The following is a 25426-nucleotide window of genomic DNA, read 5'->3' on the forward strand; positions in this document are numbered from 1 at the left end:
ATCCGAAATGGCTGTCTGCATTCAAGCAGGGTTCCGTTGCACTTTAAGTCTGTGAAAAAGGTTTGATAAGATCAGCCGGAGTCGCTTTTTCCCAAACAAAAAGTATCGAATGTCCGTTCCGCTCGATATGGCGGCTGGAGACGAGAGATGGACCGCTTCAAGCAGATAGAAACCTTCGTGCGCGTGGCCGAAGCCGGCAGCCTGGCCGCGGCGGCGCTGGAGGAGGGCGTGTCGCCGGTGATTCTCGGAAGGCGCATCGACGCGCTCGAAAAGCGCCTCGGCGTGAAGCTGATGTATCGCTCGACGAGGCGGCTCGTCGTGAGCGAAGAGGGCGCGGCGTTTCTGGACCGCTGCAAAAATCTGCTGTCGGAATGGGATCAGGCAGAGAACGAACTCGCGGCGGGACGGCGCGCGGTGGGCGGACATCTGATCGTGTCGGCGCCGGCGGCGTTCGGGCGCATGCACGTCGCGCCGCACGCGCCCGCGTTCGTCGCTGACAAGCCCGAATTGCAGATGTCGTTCAATCTGACCGACCGCGTCGTCGATCTGGTGCGCGAGGGCTATGACCTGTCGATTCGCATCGGCGGGGCGGTCGACCCGAATTTCGTCGCCGTCAAGCTCGCAAGCAACCGGCGCGTCGTGTGCGGCACGCCTGCCTACTTCAGGAAGCACGGCCGGCCGAAAGCGCTCGAAGACCTGCCGAATCACAATTGCCTTGCGTTCAATCTGCAGGGGGGACAGAACCGCGGCTGGTATTTCCGGCGTAGCGGCAAGGTCGTGACGGTTCGCGTCACCGGAAACCTCGATTGCAACGACGGCGAGTTGCTGCACCGCTGGGCGTCGGAAGGGCTGGGGCTCGGCTGGCGCTCGACTTGGGAGATCCAGCGGCAACTGGAGTCGGGCGAACTCGAAACCGTCCTCGACGAATTCGAACTGCCCGACTACGACATCCTCGCGGTCTATCCGCAACAGCGCTACGTACCGGCGCGCGTGCGGTATTTCATTGATTATCTTAAGGAAATCTATGCGCAGCCCGGTTACTGGAGCCGTCCGCTGACGCTTCCCGGCGAATCGCATCCGCCGCACGAGCACAGCCGCTAACTGCTTGAAAAGCCGACGATTTGACTTGCCGGCCCAGCCGATTCGCGCTATAGTTTCGGGCTTCTCACTTGCCACACTGGTCCGACGCCCGGGTGGCTTCAATCCACAAGTAGCTACAAGGAGTGAACATGCGTCATTACGAAATCGTCTTTATCGTGCATCCCGATCAGAGCGAGCAAGTGCCCGCGATGATCGAGCGTTACAAGAGCACGATCACGTCGCACGGTGGCCAGATCCACCGCATCGAGGACTGGGGCCGTCGCCAACTGGCCTACATGATCGAGAAACTCGCGAAGGCTCACTACGTCTGCATGAACATCGAATGCGACCAGGCTACGCTCGAAGAACTGGAACACGCGTTCAAGTTCAACGACGCCGTTCTGCGTCACCTCATCGTCAAGATGAAGAAGGCCGAAACCGGCCCGTCGCCGATGATGAAGGAAGTGCAGCGCGAAGAAGCCAAGAAGGCGGCCAGCCAGCCGTCCGAAGCGCAGGCTTAAGGACAGTTTCGAACTGTCAAGCCACCAGGGGAAGCTATCTCGTGAACCGGCTGCAACTGACAGCAAGCGTCGTGGAGCGCGAACCGGTGCGGTACACGCCCGCCGGCATCCCGATCGCAAGCTGCACGTTGCAACACGCGGCAGAAGTCGTCGAAGCGGGCATCGCCCGAAAGATCGAGCTGACACTGCAGGCGGTTGCGGCTGGAGAGGCGAGCGGCAGGCTGGAAAACTATCCGATGGGCGTCGAAGCACGCTTCACCGGATTCCTGGCCAAAAAGAGCCGTAACGCGCGAACCCTGGTGTTTCACATCACAGAATTGCAGGACATTGGAAAGGACTAATCATGCCCCGCCCGACTGGTAAGAAATTCGACAAGCGTCGTCAGCAACAAAACCCGCTCTTCAAGCGCAAGAAGTTTTGCCGTTTCACGGCAGCCGGTGTCGAGTACATCGACTACAAGGACACGGAAACGCTGAAGGACTTCATCGGCGAAAACGGCAAGATCACGCCGGCTCGTCTGACTGGCACGAAGGCGCACTACCAGCGCCAGCTCGACACGGCGATCAAGCGCGCGCGTTTCCTCGCGCTCCTGCCGTACACCGACCTGCACAAGGCCTAATCAGACGACGCACTAAGGAAAGCCAAAAATGCAAATCATTCTTTTGGAAAAGGTCGTCAACCTGGGCAACCTGGGCGATATCGTCAAGGTCAAGGACGGCTACGCACGTAACTTCCTGATCCCCGGCAAGAAGGCACGCCGCGCAACGAAGGACGCGATCGCCGAATTCGAAGTTCGCCGCGCCGAGCTCGAAAAGGTCGCCGCCGAGAAGCTGACTGCCGCGCAAAAGCAAGGCGAAAAGCTGAACGGTTTCACGGTTCAGATCTCGCAAAAGGCGGGCGTGGACGGCCGTCTGTTCGGTTCGGTCACGAACGCGGACATCGCTGAAGCACTCAAGTCGCAAGGCTTCGCCGAAGTGGAAAAGGCGCAAGTGCGTCTGCCGCAAGGCCCGCTCAAGATGGTCGGCGACCATTCGGTTCAAGTGGCGCTGCACACGGACGTGCTGGTCGACGTCACCGTGTCGGTGCTCGGCGAGCACGCGTAAGTTTTTCGCGAGACTCCGGTCTCGCGTGCGGTACGAAAAAGCGGAGCCTTTCATGGCTCCGCTTTTTTTCGTCTGAACGTAGCCTAGCGCGCGACATTAATCGATAATTCCACCCCATGAACGCTCCGTCCAAAGACTCGCAACTCGACGCGCTGAAGGTCCCGCCGCATTCGATCGAAGCCGAGCAATCCGTGATTGGCGGCCTGCTGCTGGACAACGCCGCATGGGACCGCATCGCCGATGTCATGCACCAGGGCGATTTTTATCGCTACGACCATCGCATCATTTATGAGCACATCGGCAAGCTGATCGCGTCGACGCGCCCGGCGGACGTGATCACCGTCTACGAAGCGCTCACGATGGCCGGCAAGGCCGAGGAAGTAGGCGGGCTCGCGTATCTGAACGCGCTCGCGCAGAACACGCCCAGCGCCGCGAATATCCGCCGCTACGCGGAGATCGTGCGCGACCGTGCCGTGCTGCGCCGTCTCGTGTCGGTCGCGGATGAAATCTCCGCCGACGCCTTCAATCCGCAAGGCAAGGAAGTTCGTCAGATTCTCGATGAAGCCGAAGCGCGCGTGTTCTCGATCGCCGAAGAAGGGGCGCGCGGCACGCAGGGCTTCCTGGAAATCGGGCCGCTGCTCACGCAGGTCGTCGAGCGCATCGACACGCTGTACCACACGGCCAATCCGAGTGATGTGACCGGCACGCCGACCGGCTTCGTCGATCTCGACCGCATGACCTCTGGCATGCATGGCGGCGAGCTGATCATCGTGGCGGGACGCCCGTCGATGGGCAAGACGGCGTTCTCCATGAACATCGGCGAATACGTAGCGGTGGAGTACGGCTTGCCCGTCGCAGTGTTCTCGATGGAAATGCCGGGCACGCAACTGACGATGCGTATGCTGGGTTCGGTCGGCCGGCTGGATCAGCACCGCATGCGCACGGGCCGTCTCACGGATGAGGATTGGCCGAAGCTCACGCACGCGGTGCAGAAAATGAGCGAGGCGCAGCTTTTCATCGACGAAACCGGCGGCCTCAATCCGATGGAACTGCGCTCGCGCGCGCGGCGTCTGTCCCGCCAATGCGGCAAGCTCGGCCTGATCATCGTCGACTACCTTCAACTGATGTCGGGCTCGGGCGGCGGCGAAAACCGCGCGACTGAAATCTCCGAAATCTCGCGCTCGCTCAAGAGTCTCGCGAAGGAACTCGACGTGCCGGTGATCGCGCTGTCGCAGTTGAATCGCGGCCTCGAACAACGTCCGAACAAACGCCCGATCATGTCGGATTTGCGCGAATCCGGCGCTATCGAACAGGACGCGGACGTGATCCTCTTCATTTATCGCGACGAAGTCTACAACCCCGACAGCCCTGACAAGGGCACCGCCGAGATCATCATCGGCAAGCAGCGTAACGGTCCGATCGGGCCGGTACGCCTGACGTTCCACGGCCAATACACGAAGTTCGACAACTTCGCTGGTGCGCAGAATTTCTACGGCGGGGAATAAGCCCCGAATCGCATCACTGTCAATCCCTGCCGACAACCACCGCCGCGCGTCATGAACGCGCGGTGCGTCGGATAACACGCACAGGTACAATATGACAGTTTGATGTTGTGTCAACACTGACCCATTTAGCGGGAATTTCATGTTTGGTCGTTTCATGCCCACCGAGGGCAAATTCTTCGAGATCTTCAATGCGCACGCGAAGTGCATGGTCGATGCGAGCCGCGAGCTCGAACTGCTGATCGATAACCTCGACGATGCCGAGGTCCACAAGCAGAACGTCCAGGCGAACGAAAAGCGTGCCGACAAGCTCACGCACGAGACCATCGACCTGCTGCACAAGACGTTCATCACGCCGCTCGACCGCGACGAAATCCACAAGCTCATCACGACGATGGACGACATCCTCGATCTGATGGAGGACGTCGCGACGGCCATTTCGCTGTACGACGTGCGCGCCGTGACGTCGGAAGCCAGCCAGCTCGCGCATATCTGCACCGGCACGGTGATACGCGTGCAGCAGGCCGTCGAATTGCTGGCCGACATGAAGCGCGCGAGCGAAATCCTGAAGATCTGCGAGGAAATCGACCGTCTGGAGTCCGATGCCGACCGCGTGCTGCGCTCGGCGATGTCGAAGCTCTTCCGCGAGGAAGACGACGTGAAGACGCTCATCAAGCTGAAGGCGATTTACGAGCTGCTCGAGACGATTACCGACAAGTGCGAAGACGTCGCGAACATCATCGAAGGCATCGTGCTGGAAAACGCCTGACCAAGCCGTCCAAGCCCCCGGCGCGCGGCGGGACACGAAAAAACCGGGACGACAAACCGGCAGCGCATTTCAAGACCGGTCAAAACAACACCAACTGATGCATTCGATTCAACTCGCCATCTGGGCAGTCGCCTTGCTCGTCATAGTCGCGCTCGCGTTCGACTTCATGAACGGCTTTCACGACGCCGCCAATTCCATTGCGACGGTCGTTTCGACCGGCGTGCTCAAGCCACAGCAGGCGGTCGCATTCGCCGCTGCGTTCAACGTCATTGCATATTTCATCTTTCACCTGAAGGTCGCGGCGACCGTCGGCAAAGGCACCATCGATCCCGAGATCGTCGATCACTACGTGATCTTTGGCGCGCTCGTCGGCGCGATCGGCTGGAATATCGTCACGTGGCACTACGGCATTCCGTCGAGCTCGTCGCACGCGCTCATCGGCGGTCTCGTCGGCGCCGCGCTCGCGAAGTCGGGCTGGGGATCGCTCAACTGGGACGGGCTGCTGAAAACGGTCGCGTTCATTTTCATCTCGCCGCTGCTCGGCTTCGTGCTCGGCTCGTTCTTCATGCTGCTCGTGTCGTGGCTGTATTTCCGCACACCGCCTTCGAAGGTCGACCGGCGTTTCCGGCGCATGCAGCTTGTCTCGGCAGGCCTGTATTCGCTCGGCCACGGCGGCAACGACGCGCAAAAGACGATCGGCATCATCTGGATGCTGCTGATCGCGACCGGCTACGCGTCGGCGGCCTCCGATGCGCCGCCGGTCTGGGTGATCGGCCTGTGCTATCTGTCGATGGGTCTCGGGACGCTCTTCGGCGGCTGGCGGATCGTGCGCACGATGGGCCAGAAAATCACGAAGTTGAAGCCGGTCGGCGGATTCTGCGCGGAGACGGGCGGGGCGATCACGCTTTTCGTCGCGTCGTTCCTCGGCATTCCAGTTTCGACGACGCATACGATCACCGGCGCGATCGTCGGCGTGGGCGCGACGCAGAAGTTCAGCGCGGTGCGCTGGGGCGTCGCGGGCAACATCGTGTGGGCCTGGATTCTGACGATTCCCGCCTCCGCCGCGCTCGCCGCAGCGGGCTGGTGGGTCGGCCACCGCTTCTTGTAAGCGTCGTGTCCCGTCTCGGGTCCCCGAACCGTCGCGCGGCCCGAGCGCATCAAATGATCGGCGACGACACTCCGTCCATCGGAATGATCGCGCCCGACACGTAACTCGCGCGGCGGCTCGCCAGAAAGAGCGCGACGTCGGCGATTTCCTCCGGTTTCGCGTAGCGCCCGAGGGGCACTTTCGCCTGGCTTTCGGCGAGCACCTGATCGCGCGTGACGCCTTGCCGTTTCGCTTCCAGATCCAGGGCTTCCTCGACGCGCTCGGTGAGCGTCGCGCCCGGATTGATCGCGTTGATGCGAATGCCGAGCTTCGCATAATGATGAGCGAGGCCGACGGTATTGAGCATCAGCGCCGCATTGGCCGCGCCGCCCGCGATGTGGATGTCCGTTGCGATCTTCCCGCCCATCCCGACGATATTGACGATCGCGCCAGGCTCGGCGCCGGGATCGTTGCGCAGGCGTTCGGCCATGCGCTTCAGCACGACCTGCTGCGGATAGACGTAGGAGAAGTACTTGGCGTCCATGGCCGCTTTGTAAGCCGCGGCATCGAGGGTGTCGGGATCGTAGCGCCGGGCGGCGCCGGCGCTGTTGATAAGAATATCGATCGGCCCGAGCGCGGCGCTCGCTTCCTCGACCACATCCTCGGCGCTGTGTGCTTCGTGCAGATCGGCGCGCGCGAGATGGACGTGATAACCCGCGCTCGCCAGTTGCTCGCGGGCGCGGGCGAGATTCGCGGCATCGCGCGAGACGATCGCGACTTTCGCGCCTTCGCTCGCGAACGCTTTAGCGCATGCAAATCCGATTCCCTTGCTGCCGCCCGTGATCAGGACGACCTTGCCCGCGAGTCCCAGGTCCATGGTGTTGCGCTCCGTCGACGAATGATCGGAACACGATAGCAGAGACGCGTGGCGGGCGTCAGTTCGTGCCGGTGGCGAAACGGGCGATGGGATCGTCGCTTTGCGCGGGCCGGGGCGCGGCGATCGAACCAGTCGAGGCGCGCATCACGCGTACGGGCGGTTCGGCGGCATCGTCGGACTTGGCGGCGGTCTGAGCGGCGCGCGCCTGTTGAACTGCGGCGCGCGAGCTGGGGGGCGGCGGCTCGAAGGCATCGGCGGCTGCCTGGATCGGATCGGGCGGCGCGTTGACGACGGCGGCGGTCTGAGGCGCGATCGCGCCCGCGGCCTGCGATTGTCGTTGCGCGGCGGTGAGCGTGGAGGGCGGCGGTTCGAAGGCGTCGGCGTTTGTCGGAGGAGGTGGCGTTTGCCGCGGATAGGCAGGAGCCGGCGCGGGCGAAGCCAGATAAGTCGGCGCGTCGAACGGCGTGGGTGCGGCCTTCGGCGGCGCGACGCGCCGGATGCCGTCAAAGCGCTTCGCCCAATAGGGGTTCGTCAGATAGTCGAGCCGCACGGTGCCGCCCGTCGATGGCGCATTCACGAAGCGCAGCTTGCCGACGTATATGCCCACGTGCGAATGCGGCCGCCCGGTCGTGTTGAAGAAGATCAGATCGCCCGGCGCGATCTCGTCCGGTTCGACCGATTCGCCTCGCGAACTCATGTCGGCGGTCGTACGCGGCAGATTGACCGACGCCGCACGGTCGACGACATAACGCACGAGTCCGCTGCAATCGAAACCGGCGTCGGGTGTATTGCCGCCCCAACGGTACGGCACGCCGACGAGCGACATCGCCTGAATGGAAATTTCCTCGCGCCCGACGCTGTGATCGACGAAGTTCGGAAAGCCGGGCGGCGTCTGGAAGGTGCGGTTGGCGGTCGTGCCGGCGGCGGGCCTGCGTGAGGTCTGCTGCGGCGCGGTTCCACACGCGGCAAGCAGTACGGAGACGGAAAGCAGGAACCAGATTCGACGCATTGCTATAGGCGAGCGAAATCTCGCCAGGAAGGGCACTGTGCCGATACTAGCCCGCCGAACGGAGCTGCGACAAGATGTCTTCAGGATTTACATGAAGTTCGTGCCGTAAGTGTTGCAGCCGGGGAACGTTCTGATAAAAGGAAACGGCCCGGGGGATTCCTCCACCGGGCCGCCGGGTACGCGCACGCGCTGCTTAGAGAATATCGGAGGCGTAATCCGCAAGACGCGAACGCTCGCCGCGCGCGAGCGTCACGTGCCCGCTGTGCGTCCAGCCCTTGAAGCGATCGACGACATACGTAAGCCCTGAACTGCCTTCGGTCAGGTACGGCGTGTCGATCTGCGCGATGTTGCCGAGGCAGATGATCTTCGTGCCAGGGCCCGCACGCGTGACGAGTGTTTTCATCTGCTTAGGCGTCAGGTTCTGCGCCTCGTCGATGATCACGTACTTGTCGACGAACGTGCGCCCGCGCATGAAGTTCATGCTCTTCACCTTCAGTCGCGAACGGATGAGTTCCTGCGTTGCGGCGCGGCCCCATTCGCCAGCGGCGTCGTCGGTCTTCTGCAGGACTTCGAGGTTGTCGTCGAATGCGCCCATCCACGGCTGCATCTTCTCTTCCTCGGTCCCCGGCAGGAAGCCTATATCCTCGCCGACCGGAACCGTCGCGCGCGTCACGATGATCTCGTTGTAGCGCTTGTCGTCGAGCACTTGAGCGAGGCCCGCGGCGAGCGCCATCAGCGTCTTGCCGGTGCCCGCCTGGCCAAGCAGCGTGACGAAATCGACTTCCGGGTTCATCAACAGGTTGAGCGCGAAGTTTTGCTCGCGATTGCGCGCCGTGATGCCCCACACGTTGTTCTTGTGATGACCGTAATCGCGCAGCGTCTGCAGGAGCGCGGTCTTGCCGTTCAACTCGCGCACGACCGCGTGAAACGACGGCTCGCCGTTCTGCGGCTCCAGATAGACGAACTCGTTGACGAGCATCGACGGGCACAGCGGCCCGGTCACGCGGTAATAGGTCGTGCCGGTCTTGGTGTCCTGCCAGCTTTCCATGCCCTTGGCGTGTTTGGTCCAGAAGTCCTGCGGCAGCGCGCGCACGCCCGAGTAGAGCAGGTCCTTGTCCTCGAGAACCTGGTCGTTGAAATAGTCCTCGGCGGGCAGCCCGAGCGCGTGCGCCTTGATGCGCATGTTGATGTCTTTCGACACCAGCACGACCTGACGATCCGGCCGCTCTTTTTGCAGCGCGCGCACGACGCCGAGAATCTGATTGTCCGCCTTGCCGACAGGCAAGCCTTCCACCGGCTCGATGTCAGTGAGCGTCGTCTGGAAGTAAAGGCGGCCGAGCGCGTCGCGGTTGCCTTGCGCGGCCAACGGCAAACCTTCCGCCATCTTGCCGGCGTCGCCCGCGTGCGCGACGAGCGCATCGAGCGTGCGGCTCACCTGACGGGCGTTGCGCGCGACTTCCGACATGCCCTTCTTGTGATTGTCGAGTTCTTCCAACGTCATCATCGGCAGATAGACGTCGTGTTCCTCGAAGCGGAAGAGCGAGCTCGGATCGTGCATCAGCACGTTGGTGTCGAGCACGAATAGCTTGCGCAACTCGTCTTCGGTTGCCGTGCCCTTGCGGCGCTTGTTCTGCGTGCGCGTGTCTCTTGCCACGGCCGGGGCCGATGCCTCGGGCGCCACAGGGGTTTCGGCGCGCCCGGTGCGGGCTTCGACGGGTTCCGGCGTGGCGCGCGCGCCCGGCGCCGCCTGCAGGAGCGCCGCGGTCTGTTTCGATTTTCGGCCGCGCGTCGGCACGGTGCCCGGCGCGGGCGGCGGCACGACCGCTTCCATATGCGGTTCGGCCGGAATCTGGGTCAGCACGTCGCTTGCGATCGAGCGCAGCGTGTGCGCGGCGTTCGTAGCGGCGGGACGCTCAGCCGCGACGGTTTCGACCGCGCCGTAGGCGTCGTCATCGCTCGCCGCGGCTTGTTTCTTCGACTGCTTCGAAGGCCGGGCTTTGGCCTTGTATTCTTCAGCCGGAAGGAGGTGGCCGAGCTTGGCCGGGGCGGTAGGCAAAGGCATAGTGTTCCCTCGAAAGGAATCGGGTCGTGTATCGTGCGCCGCCTGTCGCATCCTGCTCGTACGCCCTCGAAGCGATACGCATCCAGCAGTTTGCGCCCGGTGGCGCGCTTCGTTGTCGAAATCGCCGGTTCGCCTAAGTTTCGATCTGCTCCTTGGAGGTCGCGTGCAAGGCGTCGCGCATGAGCCGATGAACCTGGCTTTTGTGCGGCGCCAAATGAAAAAGCCGCCGTTCCGACTACCGGAACCAGCGGCTGACTTCTGCTTCAGAGCGCCTTTGCCTTGCCGACTCCACGTAGCCCGGGTCCATGCCGACCGTACCGGCAGGCACACGGCGGCTCGCGCTAAGGCAGAGGGAATGGGGAGGACAGGCGCTCATTGCGAACCAATATAACGTGCCTCAAATCGCTTGTACAGCCTCCACAATCGCCTCTACGTGGCCTGGCACCTTGACGCCGCGGAACTCGCGGCGGAGTACGCCATTCGCGTCGATGAGGAAGGTCGAACGCTCGACGCCGCGCACTTCCTTGCCATACATTTTCTTCATTTTGATGACATCGAAGGCCGAGCAGATGGCTTCGTCGCCGTCGGAAACCAGCGTGTAAGGCAGCTCCAGCTTGGCCTTGAAGTTGTCGTGCGATTTCACGCTGTCGCGCGAGATGCCGATCACTTCCGCACCTGCCGCCTTGAACTGGTCGTAGTGGTCGCGAAACTGCAGGCTTTCGGTCGTGCAGCCCGGGGTGTTGTCCTTCGGGTAAAAGAAGAGCACGACCTTCTTCCCACGCAGGGACGACAGGGTGAACTCGCCACCCGTCGCGGGGGCGGTGAAGTCGGGAACGGGCTGGTCGACTGCGACTGACACGTAGGTTTCTCCGGTAGTTCTGGTTTGAAGGTGAGAAATAGGACGAAGCTCGCGAGGCAGGCCGTAATCGGCCACGCGCCGCGTCAGCCCGGCTGAACGATCAGCTCGCCCGCGCGGCCCGGAATCTCGCCCCACGTCACAGGGTACGTGGGCAGCGACGCACGGTCCAGCGCCGCATGGTAATCACCCATCGTGGCGAAGCTGTGTCCCTGCGCGCGCCAGCCGGCGAGCAGTTGCTCGAACACGGGCGCGAGCTTCTGGCCTTCGAGCTCGGCGTGCAGGGTGAATACCTGATCGTGCGGATTATCGGCCGTATGGCGCAAGACGCGCGACGCAACGTTGCTTTCGTCGACGCCGTCGACACCGAGCACTTCGTCGAGCGTCGGAAGCGTGGTGGGCATCTGGATGTGATTCAGCGTGCGGCCTTCCAGCACGGGAATGTACGGCGAGTGGCCGCGCCCGTCGGACGCATAGCGCATGCCCCACGCGTCGATCTGCTCGAACGCATAGCCGTTCATTTGCCAGCCGGCCGCGCCGTGGGTGACGGGCGGGCCGCCGAAGATCTCGATGAAGCGCGCATGGCTCTGCTGCATCTGCGCGACGGTCCATTCGCGGTCGCGTCCACGCACGTTGTCCTGCCAGTACACGTGATCCCACGTATGGATGCCGCATTCGAAGCCGGCCTCGTGAATCGCGCGCATCTCCGATACCGCTTCGCGGCCGATGTCCGGCCCCGGCAACAGCACGCCGTACATGAGCGTCTTCACGCCGTAATGCTCGACCACCGAAGTGCGCGAAACCTTCTTGAGGAAGCCCGGCCGGAAGACCCGGCGCAGCGCCCAGCCCGTATGATCGGGGCCGAGGCTGAACAGGAACGTCGCGCGAGCGCTGTACTTGTCGAGCAGGCGCCCGAGGTTGGGTACGCCTTCGCGCGTGCCGCGCAGCGTATCGACGTCGATCTTGAGAACGATGCGCGCCACGCTTCTTCCTTACGACTGCTCGACGAGCTTGCGGGCCTCGCCCACGTGACCGCGATACGCTTCGAAGATCTTGCGCAACGCGTCGTCCATGGTGGCTTGCGGCGCCCAATCGAGCTCCTGCATCGTGTTGTCGATCTTGGGCACGCGGTTCTGCACGTCCTGATAGCCGTTGCCGTAGTACGCACCCGACGAGGTCTCGACGAGCTGCACCTTCTTCGCGGTCTCCGAGTATTCGGGGAACTCGTTTGCGAGCGTGAGCATCTTGTGCGCCAGTTCGCGCACCGAGAAGTTGTTCGTCGGATTGCCGATGTTATAGATCTTGCCCGAGGCCACGCCGTCCTTGTTCTCGATGATCTTCATCAGCGCGCCGATGCCGTCGTCGATGTCGGTGAACGCGCGCTTCTGTGCGCCGCCGTCGACGAGGCTGATGTTCTCGCCGCGCACGATATGGCCGAGGAACTGCGTCACGACGCGCGACGAACCTTCCTTCGGCGTGTAGATCGAGTCGAGACCCGGGCCGATCCAGTTGAACGGACGGAAGAGGGTGAAGTTCAGCCCTTCCATGCCGTAGCCCCAGATCACGCGGTCCATCAACTGCTTCGAGCACGCATAGATCCAGCGCGGCTTGTTGATGGGGCCGTAGGAGAGCATCGAGTTTTCCGGATCGAACTGCTCGTCCGCGCACATGCCGTAGACCTCGGAGGTCGACGGAAACACGAGATGCTTGCCGTACTTCACGGCCGAACGGACGATCGGCAGATTCGCTTCGAAGTCGAGCTCGAACACGCGCAGCGGCTGCTTCACGTAAGTCGCGGGCGTTGCGATCGCGACGAGCGGCAGGATCACGTCGCACTTCTTCACGTGATACTCGACCCACTCCTTGTTGATCGTGATGTCGCCTTCGAAGAAATGCATCCGCTCGTGATTCGCGAGCTCGCCCAGGCGATCGGTTTGCATGTCCATCCCGAAGACTTCCCAGTCGGTGGTTTCGAGGATGCGCTTGGACAGGTGGTGGCCGATGAAGCCATTGACACCCAGGATCAGAACTTTTTTCATGAATGACGAGAGGATTGAATGATGCGGCCGAATTCGGCGGGATCGACGGGGCGCTCTTCGTCCACGGGTTGCGAATCGGCGTCGAGCGTCCGATGGCGCAATTCGTGGATGGCGATGACGCGGCCATCGCCGCAGACGCCGAACAGCGCATTATCCGCCACCCTTAGGCCCGGGGGCAAACCCCGCAACTCACCGAGTCTTTCGGAGGAAAATCCGGGCGCGCCGGTTTCAGGCACGAGCCGCGCCCGCGCGACGATGAAACGGTCCGCGCCGATATCCGTGAATGCGCCCGGATAGGGCGGTGCAACCGCGCGGATCAGGTTGTAGACACGCTGGGCGGGCAGCGACCAGTCGATGCGGCCATCTTCCGGCTTGCGCCCGCCGTAATAGCTGCCCGCCGCGAGATCGTTCGGCAGATGCGCAGCTTCGCCCGCCAGGAGCGCGGGCAGCACGCGCCAGAGCGTCTGCTCGGCGGCGACGACGGTCTTGTCGAAGACGAGCGCCGCGGTGTCGTCGGGGAGAATCGGCACCGGCGTCTGCCCGAGGATCGCGCCCGCGTCGGGCTTCTCCGCCATTTCGTGCAGCGTCGCGCCGGTCTCGGTCTCGCCGTTGAGCACCGCCCAGTTCGTCGGCACCCGGCCGCGATACTTGGGCAAAAGCGAGCCATGCATGTTGTACGCGCCGCGCCGCGCGAGCGAGAGCAGCGAGACCGGCAGCATATGGCGGTAGTAGAACGAGAAGATGAAGTCCGGCGCGATCTTTTGCAGCGCGTCGTAGAGTTCGGGCGCCTTCGGATCTGCGGGTGTGATCGTGTCGATGCTGTGTTCGGCCGCAACTTGCGCGACGCTGCCGAACCAGATGTTTTCACTCGCGCTGTCCTCGTGCGTGACGACGAGCGCGACATCGACGCCGCGCGCGAGCAGCACCTGCAGACAGCGCACGCCGACGTTGTGATAGGCGAAGACGACTGCGCGCGGCTTCATCGACCGTCTTCCTCACGCGTGACGACGGCCACGTGCTGTACGGATTCCTGAAGCGGCTTGATCGCGGAAGGCAGGCCGTCGCGCTCTTCGAGGATCGTCTGGACGAGATAGCGAGGCCGCGCGCGCACCTGCTGATAGATGCGCCCGATGTACTCCCCGAGAAGTCCGAGCGCGAAGATGATCACGCCGAGCATGAAGAACGTGATGGCGAAGAGGGTGAACACACCCTGGACTTCCGCGCCGAACATGAAGCGGCGAATCAACAGCAGCAGGAAGAGGCCCGCCGAGCCCACCGACAGAATCACGCCGATGAACGACAGCCATTGCAGCGGCACCACCGAAAATCCGGTGACGAGATCGAAGTTCAGGCGGATGAGACTGTAGAGCGAATACTTCGACTCGCCCGCGAAGCGCTCTTCATGCGCGACATCGACTTCGATGGGATTCTGCGCGAACGTGTACGCGAGCGCGGGAATGAACGTGTTGATCTCGCCGCAGCGGTTGATCGTATCGATGATATGGCGGCTGTACGCGCGCAGCATGCAGCCCTGGTCGGTCATGCGAATCTTCGTGATGCGCTCCCGCAGGCGGTTCATCGCGCGCGACGCCTTCTTGCGCCACAGGCTGTCTTGCCGCTGCTGACGAATGGTGCCGACGTAGTCGTAACCCTCGCGCATTTTCTCGACGAGCTTGGCGATTTCCTCGGGCGGATTCTGCAGGTCGGCATCGAGCGTGACGACGATCTCGCCACGCGACTGTTCGAAGCCCGCGAGAATCGCCATGTGCTGGCCGTAATTGCCGTTGAGCAGAATGACGCGCGTGGTGTCGGGCCGCTCGCGGAACTGCTGCGCGAGCAACGCAGCCGATTTGTCGCGGCTGCCGTCGTTGATGAAGATCACCTCGTACGACGTGCCGAGCGCGTCGAGCGCCGGATACAGGCGCTGAAAGAGGGCGGCGAGGCCGTCTTCCTCGTTGTACACCGGGATGATCACCGAAAGTTCGGGGGACGTCGCCGGAAAATCCAGATGACTCATGTTGCGCTGATTGTCCTTGGTTGCCCGCTGTAAGTTATCCATTCTCTTTCTGGTCGCCGCCGAACTGCTCGAAAATCTCGTCGACCGATTTCACGACGTGTTCGACATCGTCCGTGCTCATCAGCGTGAAGAGCGGCAGCGTGACCGTCGACGCGCCGTAGCGCTCCGCATGAGGAAACATGCCTTCCTTGAAGCCGCGCGCGCGATACAGCGTGAAAAGATGCAGCGCCGGGTAGTGCAGCCCCGTGCCGATGCCGCGATCCTTCATTTCACTCATGAACTCCGCGCGCGTGAGCCTGAGCCTCTCGAGCGGCAGCGCGATCTGAAACATGTGCCAGTTGCTGTCGGTGAAATTCGGCGTGGGCAAGCCGGCGCCGAGCCTGACCGCTGCCCCGCCTTCGAATGCGTCGAAGTACGCGCGCGCGAGTTCGCGACGCTTTTCGGTGAACCGCTCGATCTGCCGCAACTGGCCGAGTCCGACGCGCGCGGCCACATCCGTCAGGTTGTACTTGCCGCCGAGCACGTCGCAGTCCATGCCGTCGAATCCCGTGCGCGTGATGCCCTGCAGGCGATATTTGCGCGCCAGTTCTGCTTCGTCCTCATTGTTGAGCACGAGCGCGCCGCCTTCGATCGACGTCACGTTCTTGTTCGCGTGGAAGCTGAACGACACGATGTCGCCGATCGCGCCGATGCGCTTGCCGCGCCAGCTCGAGCCGAACGCCTGGGCGGCGTCCTCGATGACGCGCAGCTTGTGGGCGCGCGCGATGTCGTAAAGCCTGTCCATGTCGACGGGCAGGCCCGCCAGATAGACCGGCATGATCGCCTTCGTGCGCGGCGTGATCGCGCGCTCCAGCAGGTTCAGGTCGATGTTGCGCGTGACCGGATCGATATCGACGAACACCGGCGTCGCGCCCACTTCGAGGATCACGTTCGCGGTCGACACCCAGGTCATCGGCGTGGTGATGACTTCGTCGCCCGGGCCGACGCCGGCGATGCGCAAGCCGATCTCCATCGTGCAGGTGCCCGAGTTGAACGCCCGCACCGGGCGGCCGCCGACGTACGCCGACAGTTCGGCTTCGAACTGCTGGTTTTGCGGTCCGGTCGTGATCCAGCCCGAGCGCAGCACGTCGATCACGCCCTGAATGGTTTCCTCGTCGATCTCCGGTTTCACGAAAGGCAAAAACGGCCGCGTTGTTTGAGTCATTGGACTATGCGTTTAAAAAATGAATTGATCCGGCCGACGCTTCGATTCGGCGAACTAGCCGACGAGATTCGGCGAACTAGCCGCGCGCCAGCACCACGACGCCAATCAGAATGATGCCGATGCCGAGGAGCCGCTGCATCGACAGCACTTCGCCGAACAGGTACCACGCGGCGAACGCATTGACGACATAGCCGAGCGAAAGCATCGGGTAGGCGATCGATACGTCCACGCGCGACAGGCCGACGATCCACACGACGACGCTCAGCACATAGCACGCGAGCCCGCCGATGATGGGCCACTGCGTCGCAATCTTTAAGCCGACCGGCAAAATGTTGGCGGGCGTCATGTCGAAATGGCCCACCGCATTCACGCCGGCTTTGAGCAGAAGCTGGGCGCACGCGTTCAACGATACGCCGATGACGATGCAAATAAAGGAAATCGGGTTCATCGCGCGTTTTTCAAATCCGGAACAAGGATACTCGGTTCGTCGGCCAATGCCGAACGATCGTGCGGCGCAACATCGCCGCTCAAATGGAAGACGCGGCTCACGGCTGCGGCTTTTCGACGATCACACGGCGCTGGTCGCTCGCGATCAACTGCATCGGTACGTGGCGCGCCGTGAGTTCTTCGTAACGGGACGGCGGCATCAGCGCGAGCGCGTAGCGCTTCGAATCCCACACTTTGATCCACTCGTCGATGCTCGGCACCCATTTCTGCGGCTCGGTCTGCGTGCCGAAGGTCAACTCGTCGGCCTCTGCGACCATGATCATCGTGTGGCCGAGGTAGAAGGGCATCGTGTGATCGAGCTTCGCGATCGAATAGAACGGCGTGTCGGGCGGCAACTTCGCCATCGCGGCCTTCACGGCGGGCACCAGTGTTACACCCGAACTCTGCGTGCCGAAGACGTCGTGTCCGGAGCCTGCGATCGTGCCGAGCAGCAGCCACGCCGCACCCAGTCCCGCCGCGCCCGCGAGCACGCTGCGCCGGTTCAGCCAGATCGCGAACACCGTCACGACGAACGCGACGGCGATTCCCGCGTAGACCCAGATCTGGAACGCGCGATAGAGCGGGTTCGGCGTGTTGGCGCTGCCCGCGCGGCCGATGAAGATCGCGCCGAACGCCGCCGCGATGAGAAACACCGCGTAGCCGATAAGGTGCATGCGGTACCGAGCCTTCGTCAGCGACGGCAAATAGAGCCCGATCACAAGCGCGATGGCGGGCGCGACCGGCAACACGTAAGAAACGAGCTTGGAGTGCGACGCGCTGAAAAACAGGAAGATGAACGCCGTCCAGACGAGCAGCATCGTGACCGGCGCGAAGCCGTTCGGCTGGCGCGGCGTCTTCACGCCGTGGCGCACACTCTGAAAGGTGATCGACAGCCACGGCAGAAACCCAACGAGCAGTACGGGCACGAAATAGTAGAACGCGCCCGGGCGGTTCTGCTCGGGCGTCAGATAGCGCTTGAACTGCTGGACGATGAAAAAGAAATTGAAGAATTCCGGATTGTTCATCTGGACGAGCGCGAACCAGGGTCCGGTCACAATCAAGAACACGATCAACCCGCTGCCGATATAGAGCCTCCTCCAGAGCGCCCAGTCCCGCGAGACGAGGGAGTAGAGGACGAGAACCGCGCCCGGCAGGATCAGCCCGACCAGTCCTTTCGACAGCACGGCCGCGCCCATTGCGGCCCAGCAGAGCCACATCCACAGGCGCACTTCGCGCGTCGGCAGGCCGGGGCGCTGGGCGAGCAGCAACGCGCAGAGCGTCAGCTGCATCCAGAACGACAGGCCCATGTCGAGCGTGTTGAAGTGGCCCATCAGGTTCCAGTACGGACAAGTCGCCAGGATGACCGCGGCGGCGAAGCCCGTCATCGCGTTGAACACGCGCGTGCCCGTGTAACCGATGAGCAGCACGCCCGCGAATCCCGTGAGGGCCGTGTAGAGCCGCGCCTGCCATTCACCGATGCCGAACCAGGCGAAGGAGAGCGCGTTCGCCCAGGTCTGCAGCGGCGGCTTCTCGAAGTATTTGTAGCCGTTGTAGCGCGGCGTGATCCAGTCGCCGGTCACGAACATCTCGCGTGCCATTTCGGCGTAGCGGCCTTCATCGCTCGGCACGAGGTGACGATAACCAAGCGGCGCGAACCAGATGAACGCAAGCGCGAGTACGAGAAGGATGAGCGAAAGACGCGTGAGCGGTAGCCGGGAAGGCGTATCGTTCATGAAGTCGACCTGTCCGATGCCGCAATGAGCGGCGCTAGTGAAACGAAAATGGGCGATGAATGGAGCTGCGCGAGAATGCAGTACGCGCATGCTCAGGCACGCATTTTCGCTGTGAGTTCGCGAGTTCCGGCACGCGCCGTCCGGTGCGCGCCCCGATAGCCGTGCCGAAGCGACTCCGCCGAATGCCCACCGATTGATTTCGAGCCCCGCCCGCGCGTCGGCAAAGACAAACGCCGGGCGGGAGTGTAGCGCACGGCCGGCCGGCATTCGTCAAATTCGATACGTGTCAGCCACGGGCGCACCCCGATGTCGGACGGGCGGCGGAAGTCTGGCACTACTTCCTTAGCGTTTCCTTAGGCCTTCCTCAGGCTTCGATCAGGAGCGCCGCGGCCACGCGCCGGCCTTCGGACATCAGAATGTTGTAGGTGCGGCACGCCGCGCCGAAGTCCATGGTTTCGACGCCGATGCGGTGCTTCGCCAGTTGCGCCGTAAGCCGCGGATGCAAAAAGCGTAGCCGCGACCCGCTGCCGAAGATGACGACTTCGGGCGCCGCTTCGACGAGTGCATCGAAATCGCCGGGCGTGAGCGCTTCAAATGACGACACCGGCCACGCCGCGACGGGCGTCTCGGGCATGACGATCACGCTGCCTTCGTGCCTTTCGAGATTGATCGCCACGAAACCGTCTCCGTAGCTCGTGATGGTGTTGAGCGCGTTGTTGGATTCCTGGTGCAGTTTCAAAACGATGATCCGGCAAGAGAAAGGTTGACGGCCCAGCGTGTGCCGCAACGTTGGAAGCTGCCCGCGCGCGCCTTTTGGCGCATCGGCCTGCGCGTTCCTTTGGTGCATTGCGGAACTGAGCCATAATCAGTAAATTATAACTTTTCGGCTGCCGGGCTCGCTCGAGCGCCGTCCGTTGCACTCGCGTGCCGCCACAAGCCGCCTCCGACACGCAACCGGTCCGCATCGCTCACGCCCTACCTGGCGCGACGTCTAAAATGCATCGTTCGGCGCTCGGGAACGCGCGAGTCGTCCGGACGAGCCGCCTTCAGGCTTCAAACCCGGTTTTCATCGCAACGCCCGTGCGCTGCCGGCGCGCGGGGCTGTCCGCCCGAATGCCGAGCCGCACCTGATCGATTCAGAAAAACCAGTCCGCATCAACACCCAGACCCAGAGCGCCAGCCGTGAAACCGATTCTCAAATCCAACAAGCTGCAAAACGTCTGCTACGACATTCGCGGGCCCGTGCTCGAACACGCGAAGCGCCTCGAAGAGGAAGGCCATCGCATCATCAAGCTCAATATCGGCAATCTGGCGCCGTTCGGTTTCGAGGCGCCGGACGAGATCATTCAGGACATGATCCGCAATCTGCCGGGATCGTCGGGCTATTCGGATTCGAAGGGTGTGTTCGCCGCGCGCAAGGCGATCATGCATTACACGCAGCAAAAGGGCGTGACCGGCGTCGAACTGGACGATATCTACATCGGCAATGGCGCGTCCGAGCTCATCGTGATGGCGATGCAGGCGCTACTGAACGACGGCGACGAAGTGCTGCTTCCGGCGCCGGATTATCCGTTGTGGACGGCCGCAGTGAGCCTGTCGTCGGGTACGCCGCGCCACTATATGTGCGACGAAGGCAACGGCTGGATGCCCGATCTCGACGACATCCGCGCGAAGATCACGCCGAACACCAAGGCGCTCGTCGTCATCAACCCGAACAACCCGACGGGCGCGCTGTACTCGGACGAGTTGCTGCGCGAGCTGATCGCGATCGCGCGCGAGCACGGCCTCATCATTTTCGCGGACGAGGTGTACGACAAGATCGTCTACGACGGCCAGACCCACACGTCGATGGCCGCGCTGTCCGAAGACGTGGTCACGGTCACCTTCAACAGCCTGTCGAAGAGCTACCGTTCGTGCGGCTATCGCGCGGGCTGGATGGCGATTTCCGGGCTGATCGAAGAGAACCGCCGCCGCGCGAAGGACTATCTGGAGGGCCTCGGCATTCTCGCGTCGATGCGCCTGTGCCCGAACGTGCCCGGCCAGTACGCGATCCAGACCGCGCTTGGCGGCTATCAGAGCATCAACGACCTGATCTTGCCGGGCGGACGCCTCTACAAGCAGCGCGAGCTCGCCTACGACATGCTCACGGCCATCCCGGGCGTGACCTGCGTGAAGCCGCAGGCGGCGCTCTACATGTTCCCGAAGCTCGATCCGAAGATGTACCCCATCCAGGACGACCAGCAGTTCATCACGGACCTGCTGCTCGAGGAGCGGGTGCTGCTGGTGCAGGGCACGGGCTTCAACTGGCCGACACCGGATCACTTCCGCGTGGTCTTCCTGCCGAATGTCGACGATCTCGCGGATTCGATCAACCGTATCGCGCGCTTCCTCGACGGCTATCGCAAACGACATTCCGCTTAATCTCTCTTTTAAAGACTCGCGCTGCATGGAATCGATCAAAGTAGGACTCTTGGGCTTCGGCACGGTCGGCAGCGGCACCTTCACGGTGCTGCGCCGTAACCAGGAAGAAATCAAACGACGCGCGGGGCGCGGCATCGACATCGCGCGCGTCGCGGTGCGCACGCCGGCGAAGGCCGAAGCCGCGAAGCGGGAAGGCATCGCGGTGACGGACGACTTCAACGCGGTCGTCGACGATCCTTCCATCGATATCGTGTGCGAAATGATCGGCGGCACGGGTTTCGCGCGCGAGCTGGTGCTGCGCGCGATCGCGAACGGCAAGCATGTCGTGACGGCCAACAAGGCGCTGCTCGCGGTGCATGGCACGGAGATTTTCGAAGCCGCTCGCGCGAAGGGCGTGATGGTCGCGTTCGAAGCGGCAGTGGCGGGCGGCATCCCGATCATCAAGGCGCTGCGTGAAGGGCTGACGGCAAACCGCATCGAGTACATCGCGGGCATCATCAACGGCACGACTAACTACATTCTCTCGGAGATGCGCGACCGAGGGCTCGACTTCGCGACCGCACTGAAAGCCGCGCAGGAGCTCGGTTACGCCGAAGCCGATCCGACCTTCGATATCGAAGGCGTCGACGCCGCGCACAAGGTCACGATCATGAGCGCGATCGCCTTCGGCGTGCCGGTGCAGTTCGACCGCGCGTATGTGGAAGGCATCAGCAAGCTGGCCGCCATCGACATTCGCTACGCGGAAGACCTCGGCTATCGCATCAAGCTGCTCGGCATCGCGCGGCGCACGGAGAAGGGCATCGAGTTGCGCACGCATCCGACGCTGATTCCGGCCAAGCGTTTGCTCGCGAATGTCGAAGGTGCGATGAACGCGGTCGTCGTGCACGGCGATGCGGTCGGCACCACGCTCTACTACGGCAAGGGCGCGGGCGCCGAGCCGACGGCTTCCGCCGTGGTCGCCGATCTCGTCGACGTGACGCGCCTGCACACGGCCGATCCGGAACATCGCGTACCGCACCTGGCGTTCCAGCCGGATAGCTTGTCGAACACGCCGATTCTGCCGATCGACGAAGTGACGAGCGGCTATTACCTGCGCCTGCGCGTCGCGGACGTGACGGGCGTGCTCGCGAACATCACGCGCATCCTCGCTGACAAGGCCATTTCCATCGACGCGTTGCTGCAGAAGGAATCGGAAGAAGTCGACGGCGCGAACAAGGGCGAAACCGACATCATCCTCATCACGCACGAGACGCTGGAGAAGAACGTGAACGCGGCGATTGCGCAGATCGAAGCGCTGTCCACGGTCGTTTCGAAGGTGACGAAGCTGCGCATGGAAGCGCTCAACTAAGGGCAGGGACGCACGATGAACTACATTTCGACGCGCGGCGCCGGCAGCAACGAGCGCCACACGTTCTCGGACATTCTTCTCGGCGGGCTCGCAAAAGACGGCGGGCTGTATTTGCCGGCGGAGTATCCGCGCGTATCGGCCGACGAGCTCGCGCGCTGGCGCTCGCTGTCGTATGCGGATCTCGCATTCGAAGTGCTGTCGAAGTTCAGCGACGACATCCCCGCCGAAGACCTGCGCTCGCTCACGCGCAAGACCTACACCGGGCAGGTGTACAGCAACGTGCGCCACGAAGAGAGCGCGGTGCAGATCACGCCGCTCAAGACGCTCGGCGTGGAAAACGGCACGACGCTGTCGCTGCTGGAACTCTCGAACGGCCCGACGCTCGCCTTCAAGGACATGGCGATGCAACTGCTCGGCAACCTCTTCGAATACGCGCTGGCAAAGCACGGCGAGACGCTGAACATCCTCGGCGCGACCTCGGGCGACACCGGCAGCGCCGCTGAATACGCGATGCGCGGCAAGACCGGCGTGCGCGTCTTCATGCTGTCGCCGCACAAGAAGATGAGCGCGTTCCAGACCGCGCAGATGTTCTCGCTGCAGGACCCGAACATCTTCAATCTGGCCGTCGAGGGCAACTTCGACAACTGTCAGGACATCGTCAAGGCCGTATCGAACGATCACGCGTACAAGGCGAAGCACAAGATCGGCACGGTCAACTCGATCAACTGGGCACGCGTCGTCGCGCAGGTCGTCTACTACTTCAAGGGCTATTTCGCCGCGACGGCGAGCAACGACGAGCGCGTCTCGTTCACGGTGCCGTCGGGCAATTTCGGCAACGTGTGCGCGGGTCACATCGCGCGCATGATGGGCTTGCCGATCGAGCAGCTCGTCGTCGCGACCAATGAGAACGACGTGCTCGACGAGTTCTTCAAGACGGGCGTGTATCGCGTGCGGGGCGCGGCGGAGACGTATCACACGACATCGCCGAGCATGGATATCTCGAAGGCTTCGAACTTCGAGCGCTTCGTCTACGATCTGCTCGGGCGCGATCCGGCGCGCGTGCTGCAACTGTTCCGCGACGTCGAGGAGAAGGGCGGTTTCGATCTCGCGGCGAGCGGCGATTTCGCGCGCGTGCAGGAATTCGGCTTCGTGTCGGGCAAGAGCGATCACGACGATCGCGTGAAGACCATCCGCGACGTGTACGAGCGTTATCAGACGATGATCGACACCCACACCGCCGATGGCGTGAAGGTCGCGCGCGAAAACCTGAAGCCGGGCGTGCCGATGATCGTTCTGGAAACCGCCCAGCCGATCAAGTTCGGCGAGACCATCCGCGAAGCGCTGAATCGCGAGCCGGAGCGGCCGGCGGCTTTCGTGGGACTTGAAAAACTGCCACAAAGGTTCGATATCGTTCCGGCGGATGCAGGCGTGGTCAAGGCTTTCATCGCCGAGCGCACATAACGCGATACGCGTCTGCGCATCGCGCGGTCTTCACGGAGTTCAAGGGGCGCGGCTACATTGGCCGCGCCCCTTTTTCACGATGCGGCAATGCGTGAGCGCGCCGCCCGCTAGCCGCGAAAACGCCGCTATCCGGCAAAACACCGTCAAAAGCTGCTAAAATCTTAGGTTTTTCGTCGTACCCCATTCAAAAGGACGCGCCGTGCTGTCTACCGCCAATATCACCATGCAATTCGGGCCCAAGCCCCTCTTCGAGAACATCTCGGTCAAGTTCGGCGAAGGAAACCGCTATGGCTTGATCGGCGCCAACGGCTGCGGAAAGTCGACCTTCATGAAGATCCTCGGCGGCGACCTCGAGCCGAGCTCCGGCAATGTCATCCTCGAACCGAACGTCCGGCTCGGCAAGCTGCGTCAGGATCAGTTCGCGTATGAAGACATGCGCGTGCTCGATGTCGTGATGATGGGCCACACCGAAATGTGGGCCGCAATGACCGAGCGCGATGCGATCTACGCGAACCCGGACGCCACCGACGACGACTACATGCGCGCCGCCGACCTCGAAGCCAAATTCGCCGAATACGACGGCTACACGGCCGAAGCGCGCGCGGGCGAATTGCTGCTCGGCATCGGCATTAACATCAACGATCACAACGGCCCGATGAGCAACGTCGCACCGGGCTGGAAGCTGCGTGTGCTACTCGCCCAGGCGCTGTTCTCGAAACCCGACGTGCTGCTGCTCGACGAGCCGACCAACAACCTCGACATCAATTCGATCCGTTGGCTGGAAGACGTCCTCAACCAGTACAACTCGACGATGATCATCATCTCGCACGATCGTCACTTTCTGAACCAGGTCTGCACCCACATGGCGGACATGGACTACGGCACGCTGAAAGTCTGGCCGGGCAACTATGACGACTACATGCTCGCGTCGACGCAGGCGCGCGAGCGCCAGCAGGCAGCGAACCAGAAGGCGAAGGAGCGCGTGGCCGACCTGCAGGACTTCGTGCGCCGCTTCTCGGCCAACAAGTCGAAGGCGCGCCAGGCGACCAGCCGCCTGAAGATGATCGACAAGATCAAGATCGAGGAATTCAAGCCGTCGTCGCGCCAGAATCCGTTCATCCGCTTCGAGTTCGAGAAGAAGCTGCATAACATCGCTGTCGTGGCCGAGGATCTGACCAAGAAGTACGACCGGACCATCTTCCAGAACTTCAGCATCAGCGTGCAGCCGGGCGAGCGTATCGCGATCATCGGCGAGAACGGCGCGGGCAAGACCACGCTGCTCAAGTCGCTCAAGGGCGCGATCGAGCTCGATCACGGCACCGTGAAGTGGGCGGAAAACGCGAACGTCGGCTACATGCCGCAGGATACGTACGAAGAGTTTCCGAAGGACGAAACGCTGACCGAGTGGATCGACCAGTATCGCAAGGAAGGCGACGACGAGCAGATGATGCGCGGCACGCTCGGCCGCCTGCTGTTCAATGCGGACGACATCAAGAAAAACGTGAAGGTGCTGTCGGGCGGCGAGAAGGGCCGCATGATCTGGGGCAAGCTGATGCTCGGCCGCCACAACGTGCTGCTGATGGACGAACCGACCAACCATATGGACATGGAGTCGATCGAGTCGCTGCAGATCGCGCTGGAGAAATTCGAAGGCACGCTGATCTTCGTGTCGCACGACCGCGAGTTCGTGAGCGGACTGGCGGACCGGATCATTGAAGTCAAGACCGACGGCACGCTGCGCGATTTCGGCGGGAATTACGAGGATTTCCTGTCGAGCCAGGGGATTCAGTAATCTCCCTGTTCACATACGCGTCGAAGCGGCCCGTCTCGAAAGAGCGGGCCGTTTTTCGT

The 25426-nt window shown here is 62.6% G+C and carries 24 protein-coding genes; 12 read left to right on the top strand and 12 right to left on the bottom strand.

All coding sequences use genetic code 11. The annotated features are described in order from the left end of the window. The first annotated feature begins 147 nt into the window (after window positions 1-147). From NCR38_RS06185 to NCR38_RS06220, 8 genes are all read left to right on the top strand, one after another. Window positions 148-1101, top strand: coding sequence for a LysR family transcriptional regulator (locus tag NCR38_RS06185; protein ID WP_061117414.1), 954 nt, complete (start codon window positions 148-150; stop codon window positions 1099-1101). 128 nt (window positions 1102-1229) lie between these two features. After that, a complete protein-coding gene (gene rpsF / locus NCR38_RS06190; protein WP_061117413.1) occupies window positions 1230-1601 on the top strand; it encodes a 30S ribosomal protein S6 in 372 nt (123 codons plus the stop codon). Between the two features lie 41 nt (window positions 1602-1642). Beyond that, window positions 1643-1942 (top strand): primosomal replication protein N, encoded by a 300-nt coding sequence (priB, locus tag NCR38_RS06195; protein WP_061117412.1) that lies wholly within the window; start codon window positions 1643-1645, stop codon window positions 1940-1942. Between the two features lie 2 nt (window positions 1943-1944). Further along, entirely contained in the window at window positions 1945-2220 is a 276-nt protein-coding gene (gene rpsR, locus NCR38_RS06200) for a 30S ribosomal protein S18 (protein ID WP_007000150.1), read from the top strand. Between the two features lie 28 nt (window positions 2221-2248). Beyond that, window positions 2249-2704 carry a 50S ribosomal protein L9 gene (gene rplI, locus NCR38_RS06205; protein WP_061117411.1) on the top strand — a complete coding sequence of 152 codons (456 nt, stop codon included), beginning with the start codon at window positions 2249-2251 and terminating at the stop codon, window positions 2702-2704. 116 nt (window positions 2705-2820) lie between these two features. After that, window positions 2821-4209, top strand: coding sequence for a replicative DNA helicase (locus NCR38_RS06210; protein ID WP_250476596.1), 1389 nt, complete (start codon window positions 2821-2823; stop codon window positions 4207-4209). Between the two features lie 139 nt (window positions 4210-4348). Continuing rightward, complete coding sequence (locus NCR38_RS06215) at window positions 4349-4975, top strand: DUF47 domain-containing protein (RefSeq protein WP_061117410.1); 627 nt, start codon at window positions 4349-4351, stop codon at window positions 4973-4975. A gap of 97 nt (window positions 4976-5072) precedes the next feature. Beyond that, window positions 5073-6083, top strand: coding sequence for an inorganic phosphate transporter (locus NCR38_RS06220; protein WP_061117409.1), 1011 nt, complete (start codon window positions 5073-5075; stop codon window positions 6081-6083). 49 nt (window positions 6084-6132) lie between these two features. On the opposite strand, the gene NCR38_RS06225 is transcribed toward NCR38_RS06220, so the two are convergent. From NCR38_RS06225 to NCR38_RS06280, 12 genes are all read right to left on the bottom strand, one after another. Then, entirely contained in the window at window positions 6133-6939 is an 807-nt protein-coding gene (locus NCR38_RS06225) for an SDR family oxidoreductase (RefSeq protein WP_061117408.1), read from the bottom strand. A gap of 58 nt (window positions 6940-6997) precedes the next feature. After that, on the bottom strand, window positions 6998-7948 hold the full coding sequence (locus NCR38_RS06230; RefSeq protein ID WP_250476597.1) for a C40 family peptidase: 951 nt from the start codon (window positions 7946-7948) through the stop codon (window positions 6998-7000). Between the two features lie 193 nt (window positions 7949-8141). Then, window positions 8142-10010, bottom strand: a complete 1869-nt coding sequence (locus NCR38_RS06235; RefSeq protein ID WP_061117406.1) for a PhoH family protein — start codon at window positions 10008-10010, stop codon at window positions 8142-8144. Window positions 10011-10407: 397 nt separating this feature from the next. Continuing rightward, a complete protein-coding gene (locus NCR38_RS06240; RefSeq protein WP_250476598.1) occupies window positions 10408-10869 on the bottom strand; it encodes a peroxiredoxin in 462 nt (153 codons plus the stop codon). Between the two features lie 83 nt (window positions 10870-10952). After that, window positions 10953-11849 carry a polysaccharide deacetylase family protein gene (locus tag NCR38_RS06245; RefSeq protein ID WP_250476599.1) on the bottom strand — a complete coding sequence of 299 codons (897 nt, stop codon included), beginning with the start codon at window positions 11847-11849 and terminating at the stop codon, window positions 10953-10955. Window positions 11850-11858: 9 nt separating this feature from the next. Then, on the bottom strand, window positions 11859-12905 hold the full coding sequence (locus NCR38_RS06250) for a bifunctional UDP-4-keto-pentose/UDP-xylose synthase (RefSeq protein ID WP_061117403.1): 1047 nt from the start codon (window positions 12903-12905) through the stop codon (window positions 11859-11861). After that, complete coding sequence (locus NCR38_RS06255; protein WP_250476600.1) at window positions 12902-13888, bottom strand: formyltransferase; 987 nt, start codon at window positions 13886-13888, stop codon at window positions 12902-12904. The genes NCR38_RS06250 and NCR38_RS06255 overlap by 4 nt, the downstream gene beginning before the upstream one ends. Further along, on the bottom strand, window positions 13885-14922 hold the full coding sequence (locus NCR38_RS06260; protein ID WP_061117617.1) for a glycosyltransferase: 1038 nt from the start codon (window positions 14920-14922) through the stop codon (window positions 13885-13887). Before NCR38_RS06260 ends, NCR38_RS06255 begins: the two co-directional genes overlap by 4 nt. A gap of 34 nt (window positions 14923-14956) precedes the next feature. Beyond that, a complete protein-coding gene (locus NCR38_RS06265; RefSeq protein ID WP_250476601.1) occupies window positions 14957-16126 on the bottom strand; it encodes a DegT/DnrJ/EryC1/StrS aminotransferase family protein in 1170 nt (389 codons plus the stop codon). A 76-nt stretch (window positions 16127-16202) separates the two neighbouring features. After that, complete coding sequence (locus NCR38_RS06270; RefSeq protein ID WP_061117400.1) at window positions 16203-16574, bottom strand: SMR family transporter; 372 nt, start codon at window positions 16572-16574, stop codon at window positions 16203-16205. 97 nt (window positions 16575-16671) lie between these two features. Beyond that, window positions 16672-18345, bottom strand: a complete 1674-nt coding sequence (locus tag NCR38_RS06275; protein WP_250476602.1) for a glycosyltransferase family 39 protein — start codon at window positions 18343-18345, stop codon at window positions 16672-16674. A 364-nt stretch (window positions 18346-18709) separates the two neighbouring features. Then, window positions 18710-19084 carry an Mth938-like domain-containing protein gene (locus tag NCR38_RS06280; protein WP_061117616.1) on the bottom strand — a complete coding sequence of 125 codons (375 nt, stop codon included), beginning with the start codon at window positions 19082-19084 and terminating at the stop codon, window positions 18710-18712. Window positions 19085-19527: 443 nt separating this feature from the next. Between NCR38_RS06280 and NCR38_RS06285 the strand changes: the two genes are divergently transcribed. From NCR38_RS06285 to NCR38_RS06300, 4 genes are all read left to right on the top strand, one after another. Next, window positions 19528-20766 carry a pyridoxal phosphate-dependent aminotransferase gene (locus tag NCR38_RS06285; RefSeq protein WP_061117398.1) on the top strand — a complete coding sequence of 413 codons (1239 nt, stop codon included), beginning with the start codon at window positions 19528-19530 and terminating at the stop codon, window positions 20764-20766. A 25-nt stretch (window positions 20767-20791) separates the two neighbouring features. Continuing rightward, entirely contained in the window at window positions 20792-22114 is a 1323-nt protein-coding gene (locus NCR38_RS06290) for a homoserine dehydrogenase (RefSeq protein ID WP_250476603.1), read from the top strand. A 15-nt stretch (window positions 22115-22129) separates the two neighbouring features. Continuing rightward, window positions 22130-23575: a threonine synthase gene (gene thrC, locus NCR38_RS06295; RefSeq protein WP_250476604.1), complete on the top strand. Its 1446-nt coding sequence runs from the start codon at window positions 22130-22132 to the stop codon at window positions 23573-23575. 199 nt (window positions 23576-23774) lie between these two features. Then, complete coding sequence (locus tag NCR38_RS06300; protein ID WP_061117395.1) at window positions 23775-25367, top strand: ABC-F family ATPase; 1593 nt, start codon at window positions 23775-23777, stop codon at window positions 25365-25367. The last annotated feature ends 59 nt before the right edge of the window (window positions 25368-25426 follow it).

This window comes from Caballeronia sp. INML1, assembly GCF_023631085.1.
Classification (GTDB): Bacteria; Pseudomonadota; Gammaproteobacteria; order Burkholderiales; family Burkholderiaceae; genus Caballeronia; species Caballeronia turbans.